17 protein-coding genes and 2 pseudogenes are annotated in these 24030 nt (G+C 54.2%); 6 read left to right on the top strand and 13 right to left on the bottom strand.

The annotated features are described in order from the left end of the window. Positions 1-330: 330 nt before the first annotated feature. Together J4685_RS20635 and J4685_RS22810 are read left to right on the top strand one after the other, a co-directional pair. Positions 331-6288 (top strand): autotransporter domain-containing protein, encoded by a 5958-nt coding sequence (locus J4685_RS20635; protein WP_001169891.1) that lies wholly within the window; start codon positions 331-333, stop codon positions 6286-6288. A gap of 192 nt (positions 6289-6480) precedes the next feature. After that, positions 6481-6650, top strand: a pseudogene (locus J4685_RS22810) (YhfL family protein). Positions 6651-6795: 145 nt separating this feature from the next. Here the strand turns inward: J4685_RS22810 and trpS are convergent. The 12 genes and pseudogenes from trpS to J4685_RS20570 all read right to left on the bottom strand — a co-directional run bounded on the left by trpS (position 6796) and on the right by J4685_RS20570 (position 17077). Then, positions 6796-7800, bottom strand: a complete 1005-nt coding sequence (gene trpS / locus J4685_RS20625; RefSeq protein ID WP_000165563.1) for a tryptophan--tRNA ligase — start codon at positions 7798-7800, stop codon at positions 6796-6798. Beyond that, positions 7793-8551, bottom strand: a complete 759-nt coding sequence (gph, locus tag J4685_RS20620) for a phosphoglycolate phosphatase (RefSeq protein WP_001038039.1) — start codon at positions 8549-8551, stop codon at positions 7793-7795. Before gph ends, trpS begins: the two co-directional genes overlap by 8 nt. After that, positions 8544-9221: a ribulose-phosphate 3-epimerase gene (gene rpe, locus J4685_RS20615; protein ID WP_000816285.1), complete on the bottom strand. Its 678-nt coding sequence runs from the start codon at positions 9219-9221 to the stop codon at positions 8544-8546. The genes gph and rpe overlap by 8 nt, the downstream gene beginning before the upstream one ends. A gap of 17 nt (positions 9222-9238) precedes the next feature. Further along, positions 9239-10075: an adenine-specific DNA-methyltransferase gene (gene dam, locus J4685_RS20610; protein ID WP_000742133.1), complete on the bottom strand. Its 837-nt coding sequence runs from the start codon at positions 10073-10075 to the stop codon at positions 9239-9241. A 180-nt stretch (positions 10076-10255) separates the two neighbouring features. Continuing rightward, the gene (gene damX, locus J4685_RS20605) at positions 10256-11530 is read right to left on the bottom strand and encodes a cell division protein DamX (RefSeq protein WP_000343132.1); all 1275 of its coding nucleotides are present in this window, start codon (positions 11528-11530) and stop codon (positions 10256-10258) included. A 97-nt stretch (positions 11531-11627) separates the two neighbouring features. Further along, positions 11628-12716, bottom strand: coding sequence for a 3-dehydroquinate synthase (aroB, locus tag J4685_RS20600; protein WP_000439824.1), 1089 nt, complete (start codon positions 12714-12716; stop codon positions 11628-11630). A gap of 56 nt (positions 12717-12772) precedes the next feature. Next, entirely contained in the window at positions 12773-13294 is a 522-nt protein-coding gene (gene aroK / locus J4685_RS20595) for a shikimate kinase AroK (protein WP_000818621.1), read from the bottom strand. 464 nt (positions 13295-13758) lie between these two features. Next, the gene (hofQ, locus tag J4685_RS20590; protein ID WP_000832800.1) at positions 13759-14997 is read right to left on the bottom strand and encodes a DNA uptake porin HofQ; all 1239 of its coding nucleotides are present in this window, start codon (positions 14995-14997) and stop codon (positions 13759-13761) included. Next, positions 14912-15313 (bottom strand): HofP DNA utilization family protein, encoded by a 402-nt coding sequence (locus J4685_RS20585; protein WP_000648141.1) that lies wholly within the window; start codon positions 15311-15313, stop codon positions 14912-14914. The genes hofQ and J4685_RS20585 overlap by 86 nt, the downstream gene beginning before the upstream one ends. Then, positions 15303-15776 (bottom strand): hypothetical protein, encoded by a 474-nt coding sequence (locus J4685_RS20580; protein ID WP_000992485.1) that lies wholly within the window; start codon positions 15774-15776, stop codon positions 15303-15305. Before J4685_RS20580 ends, J4685_RS20585 begins: the two co-directional genes overlap by 11 nt. Beyond that, a complete protein-coding gene (locus J4685_RS20575; RefSeq protein WP_000951390.1) occupies positions 15760-16299 on the bottom strand; it encodes a PilN domain-containing protein in 540 nt (179 codons plus the stop codon). Before J4685_RS20575 ends, J4685_RS20580 begins: the two co-directional genes overlap by 17 nt. Beyond that, positions 16299-17077: pseudogene (locus tag J4685_RS20570) on the bottom strand (DNA utilization protein HofM). Before J4685_RS20570 ends, J4685_RS20575 begins: the two are co-directional and overlap by 1 nt. Positions 17078-17197: 120 nt before the next feature. Here J4685_RS20570 and mrcA point away from each other — a divergent pair. Then, a complete protein-coding gene (gene mrcA / locus J4685_RS20565; protein ID WP_000673811.1) occupies positions 17198-19750 on the top strand; it encodes a peptidoglycan glycosyltransferase/peptidoglycan DD-transpeptidase MrcA in 2553 nt (850 codons plus the stop codon). Positions 19751-19845: 95 nt separating this feature from the next. Here the strand turns inward: mrcA and nudE are convergent, their stop codons facing one another. Next, positions 19846-20409, bottom strand: coding sequence for an ADP compounds hydrolase NudE (gene nudE, locus J4685_RS20560; protein WP_000045729.1), 564 nt, complete (start codon positions 20407-20409; stop codon positions 19846-19848). A gap of 322 nt (positions 20410-20731) precedes the next feature. Between nudE and igaA the strand changes: the two genes are divergently transcribed. From igaA to hslR, 3 genes are all read left to right on the top strand, one after another. Beyond that, the gene (igaA, locus tag J4685_RS20555) at positions 20732-22864 is read left to right on the top strand and encodes an intracellular growth attenuator protein IgaA (RefSeq protein WP_000104100.1); all 2133 of its coding nucleotides are present in this window, start codon (positions 20732-20734) and stop codon (positions 22862-22864) included. Positions 22865-22928: 64 nt separating this feature from the next. Continuing rightward, positions 22929-23597 carry a GMP/IMP nucleotidase gene (gene yrfG / locus J4685_RS20550; protein WP_001520508.1) on the top strand — a complete coding sequence of 223 codons (669 nt, stop codon included), beginning with the start codon at positions 22929-22931 and terminating at the stop codon, positions 23595-23597. Positions 23598-23607: 10 nt separating this feature from the next. After that, a complete protein-coding gene (gene hslR, locus J4685_RS20545) occupies positions 23608-24009 on the top strand; it encodes a ribosome-associated heat shock protein Hsp15 (RefSeq protein WP_000660719.1) in 402 nt (133 codons plus the stop codon). Positions 24010-24030 lie beyond the last annotated feature (21 nt).

Here is a 24030-nt window from a genome sequence, read left to right as displayed (position 1 = left end):
ATAACGCCCTGTTATTCAGGGCTTTATTTTACAACTACTCGTAATCTAAAATTATTTTTACTTAAAATTGAATTAAGCAATCCATTTTAAATACACCAAACGAATTTAAATAGCAATTATATTGCGTAAAAACCCTTTCATTCGTCAAATTCACCCATTATTCATTCACCCAACAAATAATATCGTTAAGCCTTCAATTTGACCTGGCCTGGTTATCGGGTGATAAAATAAACACTAAATCATAATTTTCTTCTGGCCATTTCATCATTGCCTGTATCGCTATCCGCATATGTTTAGTACGCAAGGAAATATTAATTAAGGATGAACTCTATGCAAAAGAAAAAACTTATTTCTATCGCTATCGCTTTAACGCTGCAAAGTTATTACATTCCGGCCATCGCCGCAGAGAATAACGATGATGAAAAAGAATGTCCCAGTAATATCGCCTCCCTGCCTAAAGAAAAACGCGCAAAACTCTCACCGACCTGCCTTGCTACATTACCTGAAAATGATAATCACTGGGGCTGGATTGCTGGCGGCGTTGCCGCACTGGTCGCGGGTGTGGCTATTGGCGTTGAAAATAACGGTGGCGGAGATTCTACTCATTCTTATATTCCCCCTACGCCCGACGATGGCGGCAACGTTACCCCGCCCGACGATGGCGGCAATGTCACCCCGCCTGACGATGGCAGCGATGACAATGTGACCCCGCCCGACGATAGTGGCGATGACGATGTGACCCCGCCCGATGATAGCGGCGATGACGATGTAACCCCGCCCGACGATAGCGGCGATGACGATGTAACCCCGCCCGATGATAGCGGCGATGACGATGTAACCCCGCCCGATGATAGCGGCGATGACGATGTAACCCCGCCCGATGATAGCGGCGATGACGATGTGACCCCGCCCGACGATAGCGGCGATGACGATGTGACCCCGCCCGATGATAGCGGCGATGACGATGTGACCCCGCCCGATGATAGCGGCGATGACGATGTAACCCCGCCCGATGATAGCGGCGATGACGATGTGACCCCGCCCGACGATAGCGGCGATGACGATGTGACCCCGCCCGATGACGACGACACGCCCCCGGATGACTCTGTTATAACCTTCAGCAACGGCGTCACCATCGATAAAGGCAAAGACACCCTGGCCTTCGATAGCTTCAAACTGGATAGCGGCAGCGTTCTCGAGGGTGCCGTGTGGAATTATTCAGAACAGAACAACCAGTGGCAGCTCACCACCCTGGACGGCAAAACGCTGAACGTCACCGGCTGGGACGTGACCGACGCCAATGCCGCCGTGATTGAAGGCACCCAGGAAAATGGTCTCTACTGGAAGTACGACAGCCGGGGCTATCTGATCCTTGCCGACGATAAAACCACCGTTATCAGCGGCGATGACCAGGCGCATACCTCCGATCGCGGCATGGATATCAGCGGTCAGGATCGCACCGGCGTGATTATTTCCGGCGATCGAACCGTCAACACGCTCACCGGGGGTTCCAGTGTGACCGACGGCGCCATCGGCATGGTGATCACTGGCGATGGCACCACCAACACCATTTCAGGCCACTCAACGATGGACAACGCCACCGGCGCGCTGATTTCCGGTAACGGAACCACCACCAATTTCGCCGGTGACATTGCCGTGAGCGGCGGCGGCACCGCCATCATCATCGACGGCGACAACGCCACGATTAAGAATACTGGTACCTCCACCATCAACGGCACAGGCTCCACCGGCACCGTCATTGACGGCAATAACGCCCGCGTCAACAATGACGGTGATATGACCATCACCGATGGCGGCACCGGTGCTCACATCACCGGCGATAACGCGGTTATCGATAACGCCGGGGACACCACCGTCAGCGGCACGGGCTCAACGGCGCTGTATATCGACGGCGACAATGCGCTCATTATCAATGAAGGTAATCAGACTATTTCCGGCGGCGCCATTGGTACGCGAATTGACGGCAACGACGCCCGTATCGCCAATACCGGCGATATCGCCGTCGATGGCGCAGGCTCTGCGGCGGCGATTATTAATGGCGACAATAGCAGCCTGACCCAGGCGGGCGATCTGCTGGTCACCGGCGGCGCGATGGGCATCATCACCTACGGCACCGGAAATGAGGCAAAAAATACCGGCAACGCCACCGTGCGTGATGCAGACTCAGTGGGGTTTGTGGTCGCAGGCGAACAAAACACCTTCAAAAACAAGGGGAATATTAACATCAGCCTTAACGGCACCGGCGCGCTGGTGAGCGGCAATGCGTCGCAGGCGACGCTGGATGGCGATATTAATGTCACCGCAACAGAGGACGGGGATAACGTTTATCGTGGCGCGACGGGCCTCGACATGACGGGGAATAACAACACGCTGAATATTATCGGCAGCGTCACGGTCAACGGCGACTATGACAAAGACAGCGTGATGGCCGGCAGCAGCGATACCCTTATGGGGATGTCTATCAGCGGCAGCAATAATGCGGTGGACCTGAGCGGCACGCTCAATATTAACGTCAGCGATATGAGTAACGTGAACGAACAATATCTGAATACCGTTGGCCTTGATGTGGCAGGTGATGGCAATACCGTGGACTTAGCCGGCGGTATTAATATCAACTACACCGAAGATGCTGACGGCCTCGAATCAGCCGTTACCGGTATAAACATCAGCGGAGACAGTAGCGTAACACTAAGCGGTGAATCCACGCTCAATATTGCCACCGTCCCCGGCGGCGCGGTGACGCTGGCGAATGTGAGAAATGGCGGCAACTTAACGTTAGATCAAAACTCAACGGTTAATATCAATGAAACGGTTATTCTTTCTAATTATTACATGACGCAGGCCCTGTTAACCGCCAGCGGCGAGGGCTCCTCAATCAATAATCAGGGCACTGTCGTTGACGATGGCGCCGTCGCTTTATTACTGGCGGATAGCGGCGCACAGGCACAAAACAGCGGCAAGATTACCGCGTATGCCACAACAGGGACGTCCAGCCGTAATGCGATAGCCGCGGCTAACGGCCAGGGTTCCACCGTTAATAATGAAGCGGAAGGGACAATCACCTTAGTTTCATCATTAACTCCGTTTTCAAATACCGGCGCGGGCAACTTCCCACTAATCTGGTACAAAAATACCCTGTACGCCATGCTGGCAGAGGACTACGGCGAGGTGAGTAACGACGCCGGCGCCACCATATATTTGCAGGGCGCAGGGGTATACGGCGTATCCGCCAGCAAAGGCACGGCGCTCAACGCTGGTGATATCTACCTAGACGGCTTTGTCCCGACGCTGGATGATGAAAATAACATCACCGACAAAACTTACTGGACGCCACCGAAACTTTATGTCACCAGCGCCGCGATGGTCGCAGGCACCACCGACAGCGGTTATGGCGATGCCACCGCCACCAACACCGGCACCATTAACGTCAATAACGCCGGGTTCGGCATGATGGCGCTTAACGGCGGTACCGCCATTAACCAGGGGGTAATTAATCTGACCGCTGATGCGGGCGTTGAAGGGACCGACCCGAATCAACTGGTAGGCATGGCGGCGCTCAACGGCGGAACCGTTGTCAACGATACCACAGGCAAAATCAATATTTATGCCGATTACGGCAAGCCTTTCCTGACCGACGGCAATAGCCTGATTGTTAACTACGGCACCGTCTGTTTTGGCGACGATTGCCAGGACAGCGACGAGTACAATCCAACAAACAGTGACGTTTCTATCCCTTACACAGACGGCGCTACTCTTGCCGATACCGGAACCAGCACAACACTTGATAATAAAGCAGTTGTGACCGGAGACGTTAATAACGCCGGAGTGGTCGGCGGCGAGTCCATTACCGTCCTGGATAGCGGCACGCTGACCAACAACGACAGCGGCGTTATCAATAGCAACACCACGGTATCCGGCAACCTTGTCAATGACGGCGTCATAAACGGTACGCTGACGCAAAATGGCGGCGATATCGTTAATAATGGCACCATTGACAGCCGTAGCCTGACGACCAACGGCGTATTAACTAACGGCACGGATGGCACCATGACTTCCGGCGCAAAAGTGACTGGCGCTAACAGTGCAATCATTAACGACGGCACGTTCTATCTTGGCTCCGCGACTGACGCTAAAAATGCGTCCATGCTGGAAATCAATGATTTCGCGCAATTCTTTAATACCGGTACGTTAATCCTTGATAACAACAAAAATGCCATTCACCTGAATGCGAATAACGGAACGCTGTACAACACCGGGACGATGGAGCTCACGGCAACCTCCAATAAGGGCGCGATTAACTATTGGGGCGCGGGAGCGGCATTTATCAATGACGGTACGGTAAATGCCACTACTGCGGCACTGGCTTATGCTGGCGGTGGCGCAGGTAGCGCTCCGGAAAAACACGCTTTCTTCTGGAACCAGTCAAACGGCGTAATCAATTACGATGCAGATAATGGCCGCGCCGTCGATTTCTCCGCCTATAACAATTACGTGGCGGTCAACGACGGCACCATGAATATCAGCGGTAATAACGCTTACGGCATGTATGGCGGCAAGAATGCGCAACTGGTCAATAACAATACGATCAATTTAGGTACTGAAGGCACCACCGACACCGGCATGGTCGCGATGGCGCTGGATAAAAATGCCACCGCTGATGCTGTCATTGAGAACAACGGCACCATTAATATTTACGCTAATAACTCTTACGCGTTTAGCGTGGCGGGTGCGGGACATGTGGTTAATAACGGGACGGTAGTCATTGCCGATGGCGTAACGGGTTCCGGTATTATTAAACAGGGTGACAGCGTTAACGTCGAAGGGACAAACGGTAATAACGGCAACAGCGACGAGGCGCATTATGCCGACTATACGTTGCCGGGAACGCCTGTTGAACCCGGCAGCAACACGACCTCCGGCTCCGCCGCCGGCGACACGTCCGGCGCGTCCAACGACCTGAACGGTTACGTGGTTGGTACCAGCGCCGACGGTAGCGCTGGTAAGCTTAAGGTCAGCAACGCCAGCATGGAAGGCGTGGGTATCAATACCGGCTTCACCGCAGGCACCGCCGACACCACCGTCAGCTTTGACAACGTGGTGGAGGGCAGCAACCTCACCGACGCTTCCGCTATCCAGTCCACCAGCGTGGTGTGGAACGCCCAGGGCAGTCAGGACAGCGACGGCAACGTTGACGTCACCATGACCAAAAACGCCTACGCCGATGTGGCAACCGACGGTAGCGTGTCTGACGTGGCGCAGGCGCTGGACGCTGGCTACACCAACAACGAGCTGTACACCAGCCTTAACGTAGGCACCACCGCCGAACTCAACAGTGCGCTGAAACAGGTAAGCGGCAGCCAGGCCACTACGGTATTCCGTGAAGCCCGGGTGTTAAGCAACCGCTTCAACATGCTGGCCGACGCCGCGCCGCAGATTAAAGACGGCCTGGCGTTTAACGTGGTGGCGAAAGGCGACCCGCGCGCCGAGCTGGGCAACGACACCCAGTACGACATGCTGGCGCTGCGTCAGAAACTGGACTTAACCGCAAACCAGAACCTGACGCTGGAATACGGTATCGCCCGTCTGGACGGCGATGGTTCGCAAAAAGCGGGCGACAACGGCCTGACCGGCGGCTACAGCCAGTTCTTTGGTCTGAAGCACAGCATGGCGTTTGATGAAGGTCTGGCGTGGAATAACAGCCTGCGTTATGACGTACACAACCTCGACAGCAGCCGTTCTGTCGCCTATGGCGATGTTAACAAAATTGCCGATTCCGATGCGCGTCAGCAGTACATGGAGTTCCGTAGCGAGGGGGCGAAAACCTTCTCCCTGATGGACGATGCGCTGAAAGTGACGCCGTATGCCGGGGTGAAATTCCGTCACACCATGGAAGATGGCTACAAAGAGCGCAACGCTGGCGATTTTAACCTGTCGATGAACTCTGGCAGCGAAACAGCGGTGGATTCCATTGTGGGTATGAAGCTGGATTACGCCGGGAAAGACGGCTGGAGCGCCACCGCTACCCTGGAAGGCGGCCCGAACCTGAGCTACAGCAAGAGCCAGCGTACAGCGTCATTACAGGGTGCGGCGGGTCAATCGTTCGGCGTGGATGACGGTCAAAAAGGCGGCGGCATTAATGGCCTGGCAACCATCGGCGTGAAATATAGCAGCAATGATACCGCGCTACATCTGGATGCATACCAGTGGAAGGAAGACGGTATCAGCGATAAAGGCTTTATGCTTAACGTTAAGAAAACATTTCGTTAAATAAACGACATTATATAACACTAATAAAGGCCGCTTATTATTAAGCGGCCTTTTTAAATCATATCCTCTGGTAAAGATAAAGTCCTTATTTGGACTACCTGTATAGTTTAATAATTGCTATCGTACTATATGCTAAATAGATCTTATATTTATTCCACCAGTAGTGCTCGTTTTATCAACAAGGATTTTGAAATGTTTAAATTTGTAAAAATTGCCGTTGTGGCAGGGGTTCTGGCGACGCTCACTGCTTGTACTGGTCATATCGAAAACAAAAAAATAACTGCAGCTACGATTATTTTCTGCACCCTGCAATTTCTATTTCTAAAATTATTGGCGGTTGCGGCCCGGCTGCCGATCAATAATAGAAACGACTGCGCAGATACAAAAAAACCGGGATTTTCCCGGTTTTTTTACAGGTCTGATTAAACGGTACGGCACAAATGCCTTGTCCAACTTACGCTCGTTTGTAGGCCCGATAAGCTAACGCCATCGGGCAAGCAATAACCCTTACGGTTTCGCCACAAAACCAATGGCTTCGTAAACGGCTTTCAGCGTTTCGGCCGCACGTGCGCTGGCTTTTTCCGCCCCGTCTTTCATCACCTTCTGCAAGAACGCTTCGTCGTTGCGGAAACGGTGATAGCGCTCCTGCAACTCAGACAGCATTCCGGAAACCGCCTCCGCCACTTCGCCTTTCAAATGGCCATACATTTTACCTTCAAACTGTTTTTCCAGTTCAGGAATGCTCTGACCGGTCACGGCGGAAAGGATATCCAGCAGGTTAGAGACACCCACTTTCTCTTTCACATCATAACGCACTACCGGCGGCTCGTCGGAGTCAGTGACCGCACGTTTGATTTTCTTCACTACCGATTTCGGATCTTCCAGCAGGCCGATCACGTTATTACGGTTATCGTCCGATTTGGACATTTTCTTTGTCGGCTCCAGCAGCGACATCACTCGCGCGCCGGATTTTGGAATAAACGGTTCCGGTACTTTGAAAATATCGCCATACAGCCCGTTAAAACGCTGGGCGATATCGCGGCTCAGTTCCAGATGCTGCTTCTGATCTTCGCCTACCGGCACCAGATTGGTTTGGTACAACAGGATGTCTGCCGCCATCAACACCGGGTAATCAAACAGGCCGGCGTTAATGTTTTCCGCATAGCGCGCAGATTTATCTTTAAACTGCGTCATACGGCTCAGCTCGCCGAAATAGGTATAGCAGTTTAGCGCCCAGCCAAGCTGCGCATGTTCCGGCACATGGGACTGAACGAAAATAGTGCTCTTTTCAGGATCAATACCGCATGCCAGGTACAGCGCCAGCGTATCCAGCGTCGCTTTACGTAGCTGCTGCGCGTCCTGACGTACGGTAATAGCATGTTGGTCTACGATGCAGTAGATGCAATGATAGTCATCCTGCATGTTTACCCACTGACGCAATGCCCCCATATAGTTGCCAATGGTCAATTCACCTGAGGGCTGTGCGCCACTAAAAACGATGGGCTTAGTCATTTTTTATTTCCTGGTTATCGCTATGCGGAAGCCCAAGTGCGGGCAAAAGGTCGTTAAAACTGTCATAAATGACGTCCGGCTCGCTAAGGGCGATCGCTTCGCCATAATTGTAGCCGTATGTCAGGCCAACCGAAGGGCAGCCCGCCGCTTTTGCGGCCTGAATATCATTACGCGAATCGCCGACAAAAAGCATCTGCTCCGGCGTCATGCCCAGTCGGCTTGCCACCAGCAACAACGGCTCTGGATGCGGCTTCTTATTTTGCACATCATCGCCGCCGATAACCACGCTAAAGTATTTGGCGATATCAAGCGATTCCAGCAACGGCGCGACGAACGGCGTCGGCTTATTCGTCACCAGACCTAATGACAATCCGCTGGCGTGCAGCGCGCCCAGCGTGTCGGCGACATGCGGAAATAAAAAGGTGCCCTCTTCCGCCACTTCGCCATAATACCTGTCGAACAGTTTACGCAGAATGCGTACCTGTTCCTCGGCAGGAATATCTTCATCAACGGGCGGTTTCCCCATAGTCTTACGCAGCGTGGCGCGCTCTTGGCGAGCCCAGGTCAGCGCGCGTTCCATCAATACGTCTGCGCCGTTACCAATCCAGGTAATCACGCGCTCCTCGCCCGCGACCGGCAGTTCCAGCGCATACAGCGCCATATCCACCGCCGCGGCAAGACCCGGCGCGCTATCCACCAGCGTACCGTCAAGATCAAAGGCGACGCCCCGAATATTCTGCAACTTATTCATGACTTACCTTTGCCAGCTCACTGCGCATTTCATCAATCACTTTTTTGTAGTCGGGTTTATCGAAAATTGCCGACCCCGCAACAAACATGTCCGCACCAGCTGCGGCGATCTCGCCGATATTGTTCACCTTCACGCCGCCGTCCACTTCCAGGCGAATGTCGTAACCGGACGCATCAATGCGGCGACGCACTTCGCGCAGTTTATCCAGCGTCTGCGGAATAAAAGACTGGCCACCGAAGCCTGGGTTCACGGACATCAGCAGGATCACATCCAGTTTGTCCATGACGTAATCGAGATAACTGAGCGACGTTGCCGGATTGAATACCAGCCCCGCTTTACAGCCGTGTTCTTTAATCAGCTGTAGCGTGCGGTCAACATGTTCGGAGGCTTCCGGGTGAAAGGTAATGATGCTCGCGCCAGCGGCGGCAAAGTCGGGCACGATACGGTCGACTGGTTTGACCATCAGGTGGACATCAATAGGCGCGGTAATACCGTACTGACGCAGGGATTTCAGCACCATCGGGCCGATAGTCAGGTTCGGCACATAGTGATTATCCATGACGTCAAAGTGTACAACATCAGCACCAGCAGCCAGCGCTTTGGCGGTGTCTTCACCCAGGCGAGCAAAATCAGCCGACAGAATTGAGGGGGCAATCAAATACTGTTTCATCCGCTTCTCCTTGAGAATTATTTTCTTGCAGGCGTTGCGACTCCTGGTCGGTACAGAGCCAGCAGTTCGTCCACCTTTTTACGTGTGCCGCCGTTGCTGCTTATACTGCGTCTAACTTTGACGACATGCAATTTTGCGAGTTGATACCACTCGCGTGTGAGCGCCGTATCATGGTTGGAAATGAGCACTGGTATCCGGTTACTGACCAGATTCTCAGCGATTTCCGCCAGATGCGCTTGTTGCGTCAGGCTAAAACTATTGGTGTGATACGCTGTGAAGTTAGCCGTGGCGGACAACGGCGCATAAGGCGGATCGCAATAGACCACCGACGACTTGTCCGCACGCGCCATACTGTCTGCGTATGACTCACAGTAAAAGAACGCATTCTGCGCTTTTTCTGCAAAGTGGTACAACTCCGCTTCCGGGAAGTAAGGTCTTTTATAACGACCAAACGGTACATTAAATTCCCCACGTAAGTTATAGCGACAGAGTCCGTTATAACCGTAGCGATTCAGATATAAAAACAGTACCGCCCGACGAAAGGGGTCCTGGCAGGTGTTGAACTCCTCACGGAGTTGGTAATAGACCTCAGCCTGGTTAGTTTCAGGCATAAACAGCTCGCGCGAAGCCTGTACATACTCGTCAGTACGTAACTTCACGATGTTATAGAGGCTAATAAGGTCGCTGTTGATATCGGCGAGGATATAACGAGAAAAGTCGGTGTTAAGAAACACCGATCCGGCACCCACAAAAGGTTCGACAAGGCACTCGCCTTTTGGCAAATGTCGTTTGATATCATCAAGCAGAGGGTATTTTCCCCCTGCCCACTTCAAAAAAGCGCGATTTTTTTTCATGCTGACTAACTAATTACACCTTCTCCGGCTGTGGAGAAAGCTCCGACAGCATCCTGCGCTTTAGGCTGTGCCGCGTTGCTTTACGGCGCATTTGACGGTAGCAAATGCGCCCCTCGCGCCTGTCCTGAACAAAAATAGCTGTCAGCGACACTCACAGGCAATTGCAGGACACAGCCTGGATTATTTCAGATCGGCCTGAACCTGATGCAACGGTTTTGCCCACGGGTTTTTCGCCTGCACATCGGCAGGTAAGGTGGACACCGCACGTTTAGCATCTTCTTTCGAAGCATACATCCCCGTTACCAGCACATACCACGGTTGTCCATTACGCGTCGTCTCGTATACCACATAATTTTTCAGGTTCTCTTTCTTCGCCCAACCGTTCAGGTTGTCGTAATTTGAAGAACTACTGAGCTGCAATGTGTAGTGGCTGGATGGCGCGCTCTTTAAGGCGCCAACGTTGCCAGCGCTTTTCCCGCCGCCTGCGACAGGCGTCGTCGAGGCTTGCGCTGGCTTCGCGGTTTGTACCGGCGCAGCGCTTGCCGTCGCTGTCGGCGCAGCCGTCGTGGTGGTCGCTTTCGGCGTCGCGGCTGGCGCTGCCGGTTCCGTGCGTTTCACTGGCGCGACCGGTTTCTTCGGCTCCGCAGTCGTGGTTTTCGCCGTGGTCTGCGGTTTCTTAGGTTCAATGACGGCCTGTTTACGTTCCGGACGCGTGGTATGACGCTCGGCAGGTTCGCTAACCGGCGCCTGACGCGTCGTGCTGCCATTGCGAACTGGTGCGACGGTTGCAGGCTCTGTCGGCAACGTAGAGTTCACCGCAACATTGTTCATCTGCTCTGGATTCTGCGTCAGCGCATTATTCAGATCGCCCTGCACTTCCACGCGCTGCTGACCGTCAGCGACCACAGGCGACTGTCCCTGCGTCGGCGTTGAAGAAATCGGCGGCAACGAAATATCCTGCGACGTATTGCCCGCGGTTTGTTCTGCGGAGGTGGCGCCCGGAGCAGGCTGGGTCGCATTCGCCTGATCGGCGGCGTTACCGGAAAGATCGATACTCTTTTCGCCAGAGGCCGACGGCTCGCTGGAAGACGTTGAGGGGGCTTTCAGCGCGGAGCCGATACCGATAATCAACAGCAGCACCAGTACGCCAACGCCCATCATCATGTACTGACGAGAGGCTGGCTTATGGGCCGCTTTTTTACGCTTACGTGGGCGGCGTTCAACACGCTCTTCGTCCACCGTATCGTCTTCATCGGATTCGTACTCTTCTTCAACTTCAGGTTCTTCACTACGCGCTTTACGCGTACGCGTCGGACGGCGATCGTCGGCATCCAGATCAACGTCATCAAAGTTGATCTGCGGCTCATTATCGCGTTCTGAAGATTGACGAGAACGACCAGTACGACGATCGCTGGGATCGGGTTTCAGCTCGTCTTCTGGTTTGAATTCATCCATTTAACACCCCACTCAAAGGTTAATGCTTACGACATTGCACATAACCTGAAGCTAAAAAACTGACATCTACGCAATATCAGTCTGACCTTTCTTGTTGTTACGCCTGCTGACAGTCAGCAATCGCGCTAAGAACGACTTCGTGCGACACTCCGCCGCGCACTTCACTTTTCCCTATGGCCAGCGGAAGCACTAAACGCAGCTCCCCCGCTAACACTTTTTTATCTCGCAGCATGTGCGGCAAATAGTCTTGCGCGGACATCTCGCAAGGGCCATTGACTGGCAACCCGGCTCGTTCGAGTAGCGCGATGATGCGCTGCGTATCAGCAGAACTGAACTGCCCCAAACGCTCGGATGCGCGCGCAGCCATCACTATACCTGCGGCAACGGCTTCACCATGTAACCAATTGCCATATCCCATTTCCGCTTCAATGGCGTGACCAAAGGTATGCCCAAGATTCAGTAAAGCACGTAAGCCCGCTTCACGCTCGTCGGCGGCAACAACTTCGGCTTTCAGCTCGCAACAACGACGAATACAGTACGCCATCGCCGGGCCGTCCAGACGCAATAGCGCATCCAGATTACCCTCAAGCCAGGTGAAGAAGTCTGCGTCGAGTATAATGCCGTATTTGATCACCTCTGCCAGCCCCGATGCCAGTTCGCGTGCGGGAAGCGTTTTCAGGCAATCAAGATCGACAACCACAGAAGCGGGTTGGTAAAACGCGCCAATCATGTTTTTGCCAAGGGGATGGTTGACGGCGGTTTTCCCGCCCACGGAAGAATCAACCTGCGACAGTAAGGTAGTTGGTACCTGGATGAAACGAACGCCTCGCTGGTAGCTGGCCGCCGCAAAACCGGTGAGATCGCCAATCACGCCGCCGCCAAGCGCGACCAGAGTGGTATCACGACCATGCGGTTTTTTCAGTAACGCCGTAAACACCGTATCCAGCACCGTCAGGCTCTTATACTGCTCGCCGTCAGGAAGAATCACGCTGTCTACGTTAACGCCCGCCCGTTCGAGCACGCCGCGAACCTTGTCCAGATAAAGCGGCGCCAGGGTTTCGTTGGTCACTAACATGACCTGATCGCCTGATTTCAGCGGCAAGAATGAAGCTGGTTCGTTAAACAAACCAGCCGCGATGGTGATCGGGTAACTACGTTCCCCGAGAGTGACTGTAATCCTCTCCATGACGCGACATCCACCTTAGTTACTTGTGCCCGCTTACCCAGCGTATTCTGCTTGAATTAGTTGCTTTCCAGCATATGAATAATCTGGTTTGCCACAACCTTAGCGCTTTGATCGTCGGTGCGAATGGTGACGTCGGCAATCTCTTCGTACAGCGGATTGCGTTCGTTAGCCAGCGCTTCCAGAACTTCGCGAGGCGGTGCTTCAACCTGCAACAGCGGGCGTTTTTTATCACGCTGCGTGCGCGCCAGTTGTTTTTCGATGGTCGTTTCAAGGTAGACCACGACGCCACGCGCGGAGAGACGGTTACGCGTTTCACGCGATTTTACAGAGCCACCGCCGGTTGCCAGCACAATACCCTGTTTTTCCGTCAATTCGTTGATAACTTTTTCTTCACGATTACGGAAGCCGTCTTCACCTTCAACATCGAAGACCCAGCCCACATCAGCTCCGGTTCGTTTCTCAATCTCTTGATCAGAATCGTAAAATTCCATATTGAGTTGTTGAGCTAACTGGCGCCCAATAGTGCTTTTTCCGGCACCCATAGGCCCAACCAGAAAGATATTGCGTTTCTCTGCCATTTTTTCGGTACTACTAAGACTATTCGTTAATGGTAAACCCGCTTCACAGACACCCAGCGCAGCAGGACATGAACTGAAACCTCATAAGATATTGCGAGAGTCAGACTGAAAATTATCTCAATACTCAAGCGGGTTTGGCAACTGAATAAATCACCAAGCCTGATTGTTGCAAAACCCGAGTTAGCGTTGCCGAATGGCGACCAGAACAACATATCCGGCCTACAAATTGCTCTACTTTCAAACAATTGTGCGCAATCCGCAGAACCAATACGTCTGCATCAGCGGACATTCAGCCGTTTATCATCGGTCTTATGCACACCTTCGGCAAGGCAAAGCGCATTAATCAATGCGTAAGCAACGAAAAGCACGACTCTCAAATCGGTACTCCTTGTATGCTAAATACATCCGCACGTCAAATCCCGCAGATGCGTTCAGTGCAAAAACAGCGCTTTTTTATGCATAAATTATTCTGTCGCCACCAGTCTGGGGGTGATAAACACCACTAATTCGCGTCGCTCGTCCTCTTTGCCGTCATGGCGGAAGAGCTGACCAAGCCAGGGAATATCCCCCAACAGCGGCACGCTATCGCTACCCGATTTATTTTTTCGCGAAAAAATGCCGCCCAGCGCCAGCGTCTCGCCGCTTTTTACCTCTACCTGCGTTTCAATTTCCTGTTTATCTATCGCCAGCACTTCGCCGTCAGCCTGTTGTAGTACCTGACCGGGGACATTCTGGCTGATATGTAACTTCAGGCGGATGCGCCCTTTTTGCAAAACGGTGGGCGTCACCTCCATTCCCAGTACCGCTTCTTTAAATTCCACGGAGGTCGCGCCGCTTTCGCCGCTGGAAACCTGATAAGGAATTTCGCTGCCTTGCTTGATACTGGCTGGCTGTAGATGCGAAGCCAGCAGCCGGGGGCTGGCGATAATATCCAACTGCTGCTTTTGTTCCAGCGCTGACAGCTCTAAATCCAGCAGGCGTCCGTTAATGCGCCCGATGTTAAACCCGACGCGTGAGGTGGCGGCGGCGACGGATAAATCACTGGAAAGCGTCGTCACGTCACCCACCGCGCCCGCTTGCGTCGCGTCAGCCAGCGTCCACTTTACGCCCAGTTCCCGTAGACTCTTTTCGTTAATGGTGACGATATGCGCCGCCAGCTCCACCTGCGCCACCGGCAGATCCATTTGCGATACCCATTTTTCCAGCTCCGCCAGGGCCGCGCGGTTATCGCGCAACAGCAGGCGGTTGGTGCGCTTATCTACCATGATGGTTCCCTTCGCGCTCAGGAGTTTCTCGCCCGCTTTCGCCAGTTCGCCGGTATCGACGTATTGCAGGCTAATGCTGCGGTTTTCCAGCGGTAAATTAGCCTGAAGCCTTAACCGCTCGGCATCCTGCCGCGCACTGTGTTCTTTCTGCCAGGCCTGTGAATGAACATGGAGAATATTCCCCTCCTGACGCAGCACCAGCCCCGCGCTATTGACCACCGTCTGAAGCGCCTGTTTCCACGGCACATCCGTCAGATGTAGCGATAATGTCCCGCTGACGTCCGGCGACACCACCAGATTCTGCCGCTCCTGTTCGGCTAAAGCCTGCAAAACCTGCACCACAGGAACGTCATCAACCACTAGCGTCACTTTCGCCGCTTTTCCCGCCTGCGCGGCGGGCATCAAGGCTATCAGTATTATGGCTATCCATCGCTTCATTGTCCGCTCCCTGACGTAGCCACCGCCACTGCGGCGGCGCACAATTTTTACCGGTCGTTAACGTTAAGGCTTCCGCCGTCAGGCGGACAATCGTCCAACCGTTTTCCAGCGTCTGCCCTTCTTCCACTCGCCGCCATTTTTGCTGGCTGTCTTTAAGAATGCCTGTCCATCGCTCGCCTTTACGCACCGCGCCCTGATACCGCCACTGCGAGAGTTCGGCTATCCGGCAGCGATCTTCCGGCGGGCGGAAGGGATCGCGCATTCCCGTCAACGTCAGCAAACAAAAACAGAGCAATACACTGCGGCTAGCCTTCATTCGCCAGGCGCTCCAGTTGCAGCGTTATCAATAATTCCGCCCCCTCTTTACGCAATGAAAACCGACTTACGCTCATCTCGCTTTCGGCCAACCGGACAAACAGCGACGGCACCGCATCCCAGGACGTTTTCAGCGCCATTTCTCCCCCCTGCGCCGATGGCTGCCAGTGCAGCAAACGCAGGGGAGGCGCCTGGAAATCTAACGGCGAAAAAGGACGCGGATTTTCCACGGTGCCCCCGAAAAGCGGTTCAGCCGCGACGCTCAGACGGCGCAGATGTCGCCACTGTTGCCGGGCGGCCTCGCGCTGCTGGCTTAACCGCGTTTGTTGCGTATCCAGCGTTTTCCAGCCGGGATAGCCCACAGATAACGCGACCGTCAGCGTCAGGCACAGCACGCCTGCACACCAACAAAAAACCCGACCACGGCGCGACATCCCGTACCAGATATCAAAGAGCGCGTTCACGGGCGGCGCTCCTCGTTAACTGATAATGGAACTGCCAGCGCCCTTGCGCATCCTGCCGCGTGGCGCCCGTGCGGTTTAGCGGAAAACTGACATAGTGACGAAGTGATGTTTCAAGCGTAAGCAGGGCGTCAAACGTTCTCGCCAGCCCTTCCAGCTCTAGCGTCTCTTGCTGATAATTGAGGCTTGTCAGCCATGCCTGCTCTGGCAACAGGTTGGCAAGGTCAGTCAAGATAGATTGCCAGGCTTGCGTCAGTTCACGCTGCGCCTGACGTTGTAATCGCGCCTGTTGCTGCCGCTGACGCTGCTGCAACTGCGGTATGTTCGCCGCAAGCGCCGTCGTGCGTCCGTTTTCCGCCGTCAGTAGCAGTTCATTAATCCTCCCCTCCTGCCAAAAAACCAACCGGGCGATCGTCGCGAGGCTTGCTATCAGCAGCAGGGACGCGCCCCATACCACGCACCACAGCCGCAGACGCGCTACGTAATGTTGGCGCCGCCAGGGGAGCAAATTGACAGAATGCGCCATCAGCGTATCTCCCCCATGGCTAAACCCAGCGCAATCGCAAAGCGATAACCGTCCGGCGGAACCGGCGGTTGGCGGACGGTAACGGCGCGCCAGGGGTCGAATTCGCCTTCGGCGCATAACGAAATATGTTCCGGCACGACGGATAACGTCGCGGCAAGGTCATGCAGCGTCGTCGCCTCTCGCGCCGATTTACGCCCCCACGCATAGCGCGTCGCCCACAGCCACTGGCTCTCATCGCGCCAGACCAGACATTGCCGCCCCGAAGGTATAAACGGCAGCAAGCGCTGTAACGCGCAGGCATCGGGCGTTACAGCAGCGATGCGCACATTGAGCGTTTGCGCCAGCGTTAACAGCTCTGAAATTTCTTTGCTTTGCACGGCGGTAACGTTGAACGCGGGGCTCAGCGCATCGTCCTGAAAGTCGAAACCAATAAGTCCGGATCCATATCCAGCTCACGCGCCATCGTTTGTGAAAGCCATGCGACTTGCTCACGTTCCCGCAGACGCATCGGCGGATGTGGAAAAGCGCGTTGCAATGTCCGATTTGCGGGAAAAGAGAGATAAATACGGTGACGTAGCGGCAGCTCGCGGCTCCAGGGTCGCAGTACGTGAGCCAGCGATTGCGGGTCAGGAATCGTACCCTCTGCCGTGGAGGCGTTCATTAGCGGCAGTCGCCACCAACGTTGCAGGGACCAGCCCGATGCGCCGCGAATAACGGCGATGGCCAGCGCTTCATGCTGCTGAATATGCAATCCTATTTGCCAGGTTTTAAAAGCCATAACGGTCGATCTCCTTATCACCCGTCGCGTTAACGGGTATATCAATGCGTCTGGCTTGCCTTTATACTACCGCGCGTTTGTTTATAAACTGCCCAAATGACACTAAATGGGAAATCTCCAGTGAAGTTCGTAAAGTATTTATTGATCCTTGCAGTATGTTGCATCCTGCTGGGAGCAGGCTCGATTTATGGCCTTTATCGCTATATTGAGCCACAGCTACCTGACGTCGCGACATTGAAAGATGTGCGTTTGCAAATTCCGATGCAGGTTTACAGCGCGGATGGCGAACTTATCGCGCAATATGGCGAAAAACGCCGTATTCCCGTTACGCTCGATCAAATTCCGCCGGAAATGATCAACGCCTTTATCGCCACCGAAGATAGCCGCTTTTATGAGCATCACGGCATTGACCCGGTAGGTATTTTCCGTGCGGCCAGCGTCGCGCTCTTCTCCGGTCACGCATCGCAGGGAGCAAGTACCATTACCCAGCAACTGGCGCGAAACTTCTTCCTTAGCCCCGAACGCACGCTGATGCGCAAGATCAAGGAAGCGTTTCTGGCGATTCGTATTGAGCAGTTGCTGAATAAAAATGAGATCCTCGAACTCTATCTGAACAAGATCTATCTCGGCTACCGCGCCTATGGCGTTGGCGCGGCGGCACAGGTCTACTTTGGTAAGACAGTCGACCAGCTTAGTCTAAGCGAAATGGCGGTTATCGCCGGGCTACCTAAAGCGCCTTCTACCTTTAACCCGCTCTACTCGATGGATCGGGCGATAGCGCGCCGTAACGTAGTGCTTTCGCGAATGTTAAGCGAGGGATATATCACTCAGGCGCAGTACGATCAGGCCCGTAGCGAACCTATCGACGCAAATTATCACGCGCCGGAAATCGCCTTCTCCGCACCTTATCTGTCGGAAATGGTGCGCCAGGAAATGTATAACCGTTATGGCGAAAGCGCCTATGAAGATGGTTATCGTATTTACACGACCATCACCCGCAAAGTGCAGCAGGCCGCGCAACAGGCGGTGCGTAATAACGTGCTGGACTATGACATGCGCCACGGTTATCGCGGCCCGGCGAATGTGCTATGGAAAGTGGGCGAAACGGCGTGGGACAGTAAAAAAATTACCGATACCTTGAAAGCGTTGCCGACCTACGGACCGCTGCTTCCCGCCGTGGTCACCAGCGCTAATCCGCAAGAGGCGACCGCTGCGCTTGCCGACGGTACGTCCGTTTCGCTACATATGGAAGGAATGCGTTGGGCGCGGCCTTACCGCTCGGATACACAGCAGGGGCCGACGCCGCGTAAAGTTACCGATGTCGTCCAGACAGGTCAGCAAATCTGGGTTCGTCAGGTGGATAACGACTGGTGGCTGGCGCAGGTACCGGAAGTGAACTCCGCGCTGGTTTCGCTTAACCCGCAAACAGGCGCGGTACTGGCGCTGGTCGGCGGTTTCGATTTTAATCAGAGTAAATTTAACCGCGCGACGCAAGCTTTGCGTCAGGTGGGGTCGAACATCAAACCGTTCCTCTACACCGCCGCAATGGATAAAGGGCTAACGCTCGCCAGTATGCTCAACGATGTGCCGATTTCCCGCTGGGACGCCGGGGCAGGTTCAGACTGGCGTCCGAAAAACTCCCCGCCGCAGTACGCCGGACCGATTCGTTTACGCCAGGGGCTGGGGCAGTCGAAAAACGTGGTGATGGTACGCGCCATGCGCGCCATGGGCGTCGACTATGCGGCGGAGTATCTGCAACGCTTCGGCTTCCCGGCGCAGAATATCGTGCATACCGAATCGCTGGCGCTGGGCTCCGCCTCCTTCACGCCGATGCAGGTTGCGCGCGGTTATGCGGTGATGGCGAACGGCGGTTTCCTGATCGACCCGTATTTCATCAGCAAGATTGAGAACGATCAGGGCGGCGTGATCTTCGAAGCGAAACCGAAAATCGCCTGCCCGGAGTGCGATATCCCGGTCATTTACGGCAATACGCAGAAATCCGACGTGCTGAAAAACACCAATGTGGAAGAGGTCGCGGTTTCGCAAGAGCAGCAAAACAGCGCCGTACCGATGCCTGAACTGGAACAGGCAAACCAGGCGCTGGTCGCGCAAAACGGCACGCAAGAGTACGCACCGCATGTGATTAATACGCCGCTGGCGTTTCTGATCAAAAGCGCGCTGAACACCAATATCTTCGGCGAACCCGGCTGGATGGGTACCGGCTGGCGTGCGGCGCGCGACCTTAAACGTCGCGATATCGGCGGCAAAACCGGTACGACCAACAGCTCGAAAGACGCATGGTTCTCCGGCTATGGTCCTGGCGTCGTCACTTCCGTATGGATCGGCTTTGACGATCACCGCCGTGATTTAGGCCGCACCACCGCTTCCGGCGCGATCAAAGATCAAATCTCCGGCTATGAGGGCGGCGCGAAGAGCGCGCAACCTGCATGGGACGCCTATATGAAAGCCGTGCTGGAAGGCGTGCCGGAACAGCCGCTAACGCCACCGCCGGGCATCGTCACGGTGAATATCGACCGCAGTACCGGACAACTGGCGAGCGGCGGTAACAGCCGTGAAGAGTATTTCATCGAAGGCACGCAGCCGACACAACAGGCGGTACACGAGGTGGGAACCACCATTATTGATAATGGTGAAACACAGGAACTGTTCTGATCAAAAAAGGCGCTCCGGCGCCTTTTTTATTGTGTTTGCCGGATGACGGCGAACGGGGAAACGAACTTTCCGTTGGCTTGATCAACGCAGCGCCATCAGGCAATTCGGCCCTGCGCTTTCAACCACTCGCGTACCAGAAACAGCGCGCTGACGTTGCGGGCCTCGTTAAAATCGGGGTCTTCCAGCAGATCCATTAAATGCGCCAGCGGCCAGCGAACCTGCGGCAATGGCTCAGGCTCGTCGCCTTCCAGCGACTCCGGATAGAGATCTTCCGCCACCACGATATTCATTCTGCTGGAAAAATAAGAGGGCGCCATGCTGAGTTTTTTTAAGAAGGTCAGGTTATGCGCGCCAAACCCGACCTCTTCTTTGAGCTCCCGGTTCGCCGCTTCAAAAACGGTCTCACCCGGGTCGATCAATCCTTTCGAGAAGCCCAGCTCATAGGATTCGGTTCCCACCGCATACTCACGAATAAGAATCAGATGCTCATCAACGATCGGCACAATCATTACCGCCTCACGGGTTGATGGTCGCATACGTTCATACACGCGACGCACGCCGTTGCTGAACTCCAGATCCACGCTTTCTACGTTAAACAGTCGGGATTGTGCGACGGTTTCCACTTTCAGAATGGTGGGTTTTTGTAATGATTTGCTCATTGTGAGAATCTTTGCAGTGTAATCTGTGGTCATTGTGCGACATACCGCACGGTTTCGGCAATGCGAATTGCCGTTTATTTACATTTATGTAACGTAATAAAAATTAATTCTTATTTCAAATTAAAAGTCAATAGGTTGAAATAACTCCAGGAATTTGCTGATATTCCGTTTTTGGTGGTATTGCTATGATTTGCCTTCACCGGGATGCGCTTTACAATGCTCAAGTTCAACTCCACGCTTGCCGATAGCCAACCACAGAAAAATGTTTATTGGACAGGGTGCGACTGACCACGCCTGACAGACTTAGTAAGATGGGGAAAGCATGAGCACCATTCTGATTTTTATAGCTGCTTTGCTGGCCTGCTCTCTACTGGCAATATGGCGGTTCCGGGTAAAGTCCAGACGAGGGAGCTTACCGTGGATCAGCGCCTTTCAGGACGCGCAAACGCGTAAACTGTTGCCCGAAGAGCGCAGCGCGGTAGAAAACTATCTCGATAACCTTAGCCAGATCCAGCAAGTTCCGGGGCCGACAGGCGCCAGTACTGCGCCCATCTCACTGACGCTGAATGCGGAAAGCAACAGTGTCGTGATACTGACTCACTCCATCACCCGCTACGGCATTACCACTGACGATCCTAATAAATGGCGCTACTACCTCGACTCCGTCGAAGTCCATCTGCCGCCTTTCTGGGAACAGTACATCAATGATGAAAACAACGTTGAGCTAATCCTCACGGATACGCTGCCGCTGGTGATCTCTTTAAACGGCCATATGCTGCAAGAGTATATGCAGGAGTCGCGTGGCTACGCGCTACAGAATACGGCCTCTACGCAGGCGTCGATTCGCGGCGAAGAGAGCGAGCAGATTGAGCTGTTGAATATCCGTCAGGAGACCCACGAAGAATATGCGCTCAGCCGCCCGGCTGGCTTGCGCGAAGCGTTGTTAATCGTCGCCTCCTTTTTGTTATTCTTTTTCTGTCTGATAACGCCAGACGTTTTTGTACCGTGGATGATAGGCGGCGCTATCCTGCTGCTGGCAGCCGGACTTTGGGGGCTTTTCGCGCCGCCGTCGAAAAGCGCGCTGCGGGAAATTCACTGTCTGCGGGGAACGCCCCGCCGCTGGGGACTGTTTGGGGAGAATAATCAGGAGCAGATTAACAATATTTCCCTGGGCATCATCGACCTTATTTACCCTGCCCACTGGCAACCCTACATTACGCAGGATCTTGGGCAACAAACGGATATTGATATTTACCTTGATCGCCATGTCGCCCGCCAGGGCCGTTTTTTATCCCTGCATGATGAAGTGAAAAACTTCCCGTTGCAGCACTGGTTACGCAGCACTGTTATTGCTATCGGTTCGCTGCTGGTGTTGTTTATGCTGCTGTTCTGGATCCCGCTGGATATGCCAATCAAGTTCACGCTATCGTGGATGAAAGGCGCGCAAACCATTGAAGCGACAACGGTAAAACAGCTTGAAAAGGCTGGCGTACGGGTGGGCGATACGCTGCACCTGAGCGGCAAAGGAATGTGTAATATTCATTCCGGGGCGACCTGGAGCGGGCAGTCTAACTCACCGTTTATGCCGTTCGATTGCTCGCAAATCATCTGGAATGACGCGCCTGCGCTACCGCTGCCGGAATCAGATCTGGTGAATAAAGCGATGGCGCTAAGCCAGGCGGTAAATCGTCAGCTCCATCCAAAACCTGAAGACGACTCGCGCGTCAGCGCATCTTTACGCTCCGCGATACAAAAATCGGGCATGGTATTATTAGATGACTTTGGCGATATTGTTCTGAAAACCGCTGATTTGTGCGCGGCGGAAGACGAGTGCGTGCGTCTGAAAAATGCGCTGGTTAATCTCGGTAACAGTAAGGACTGGAACGCGCTGGTGAAACGCGCGAACGCCGGCAAACTGGACGGCGTCAACGTACTGCTACGCCCCGTAAGCGCAGAGTCGCTGGAAAATCTGGTCACGACCTCAACGGCGCCGTTTATTTCTCGCGAGACCGCGCGTGCCGCCCAGTCGCTGAATAGCCCCGCTCCCGGCGGATTCCTGATCGCCAGCGATGAAGGCAGCGAACTGGTTGATCAGGCCTGGCCGTCAACGCCGCTGTATGACTATCCCGCGCAGGAACAGTGGAGCGCCTTCCAGCGTCTGGCGCAAACGCTCATGCAGACGCCATTTAGCGCCGAGGGCATTGTCACCAGCGTGTATACCGATGCCAACGGCACGCAGCATATCAGCCTGCATCGTATCCCCGATAAATCCGGCTGGTGGCGTTACCTCGGCACCACGCTGCTGATGCTGGCAATGATAGTGAGCGCGGTCTACAACGGCATTCAGGCGTTCAGACGTTATCAACGCCACCGTACCCGTATGGCGGACATCCAGGAATACTATGAAAGCTGTCTCAATCCCAGGTTAACCGTCTCTCCGGAAAATCTCATCTGATAGCGCCGCCGTGCGACAGGGTATGCTACCCTGTCGCGCAAATTGCGTTACCCTGGAGTTCCCCATGCATATTGATATTGACTGGCAAAACGTGGATACCGTTTTGCTGGATATGGACGGCACGCTGCTCGATCTCGCGTTCGATAACTATTTCTGGCAAAAGCTGGTACCGGAAACCTACGGCGCGCAGCAGGGTATTTCGCCGCAGGACGCGCAGGAATATATTCGCCAGCAGTATCATGCCGTACAGCATACGCTAAACTGGTACTGTCTGGATTACTGGAGCGAGCGTCTGGGTCTGGATATTTGCGCCATGACGACGGCGCAAGGGCCGCGCGCCGTTTTGCGCGACGATACCGTACCGTTTCTGAATGCGTTAAAAGCCAGCGGAAAACGTCGGATTCTGCTCACCAATGCGCATCCACATAACCTGGCGGTGAAGCTGGAGCATACCGGTCTGGCCTCACACCTTGATTTATTACTTTCCACCCACACATTTGGTTATCCCAAAGAGGATCAGCGGTTATGGCGCGCTGTCACTGAGGAAACGGGAATAAGCGCAGAGAAAACGCTGTTTATCGATGACAGCGAACCGATTCTCGACGCCGCCGCCCGGTTTGGTATTCGCTACTGTCTTGGCGTGACGAATCCCGATTCCGGCCTGGCGGAAAAGCACTATACGCGCCATCCGTCCCTGAACGACTACCGCCGTCTGATCCCCTCGCTGATGTGAAGGAGACGCCATGAAAGAAAAGTCCTCCGTTGAGGTCAGACTGGATAAATGGCTGTGGGCCGCGCGTTTTTATAAAACCCGCGCGCTGGCCCGCGAGATGATTGAAGGCGGTAAGGTGCATTACAACGGCCAGCGCAGTAAGCCGAGCAAAATCGTCGAGCTGAACGCAACCCTTACCCTGCGTCAGGGAAATGACGAACGGACGGTGATCGTTAAAGCCATCACCGAACAGCGCCGTCCGGCCAGCGAAGCCGCCGCTCTGTATGAAGAGACGGCGGAAAGCGTGGAAAAACGCGAAAAAATGGCGCAGGCGCGCAAGCTTAACGCCCTGACCATGCCGCATCCGGACAGGCGACCGGACAAGAAAGAGCGCCGCGACCTGTTACGATTTAAACACGGCGACAGCGAATAACTGTCACCCGCAAGAGAGATG

The sequence above is a fragment of the Salmonella sp. 32100201201700099SM genome, from assembly GCF_017572645.1.
GTDB classification, from domain to species: Bacteria; Pseudomonadota; Gammaproteobacteria; order Enterobacterales; family Enterobacteriaceae; genus Salmonella; species Salmonella enterica.
This window is presented reverse-complemented; position numbering and strand designations above follow the sequence as displayed.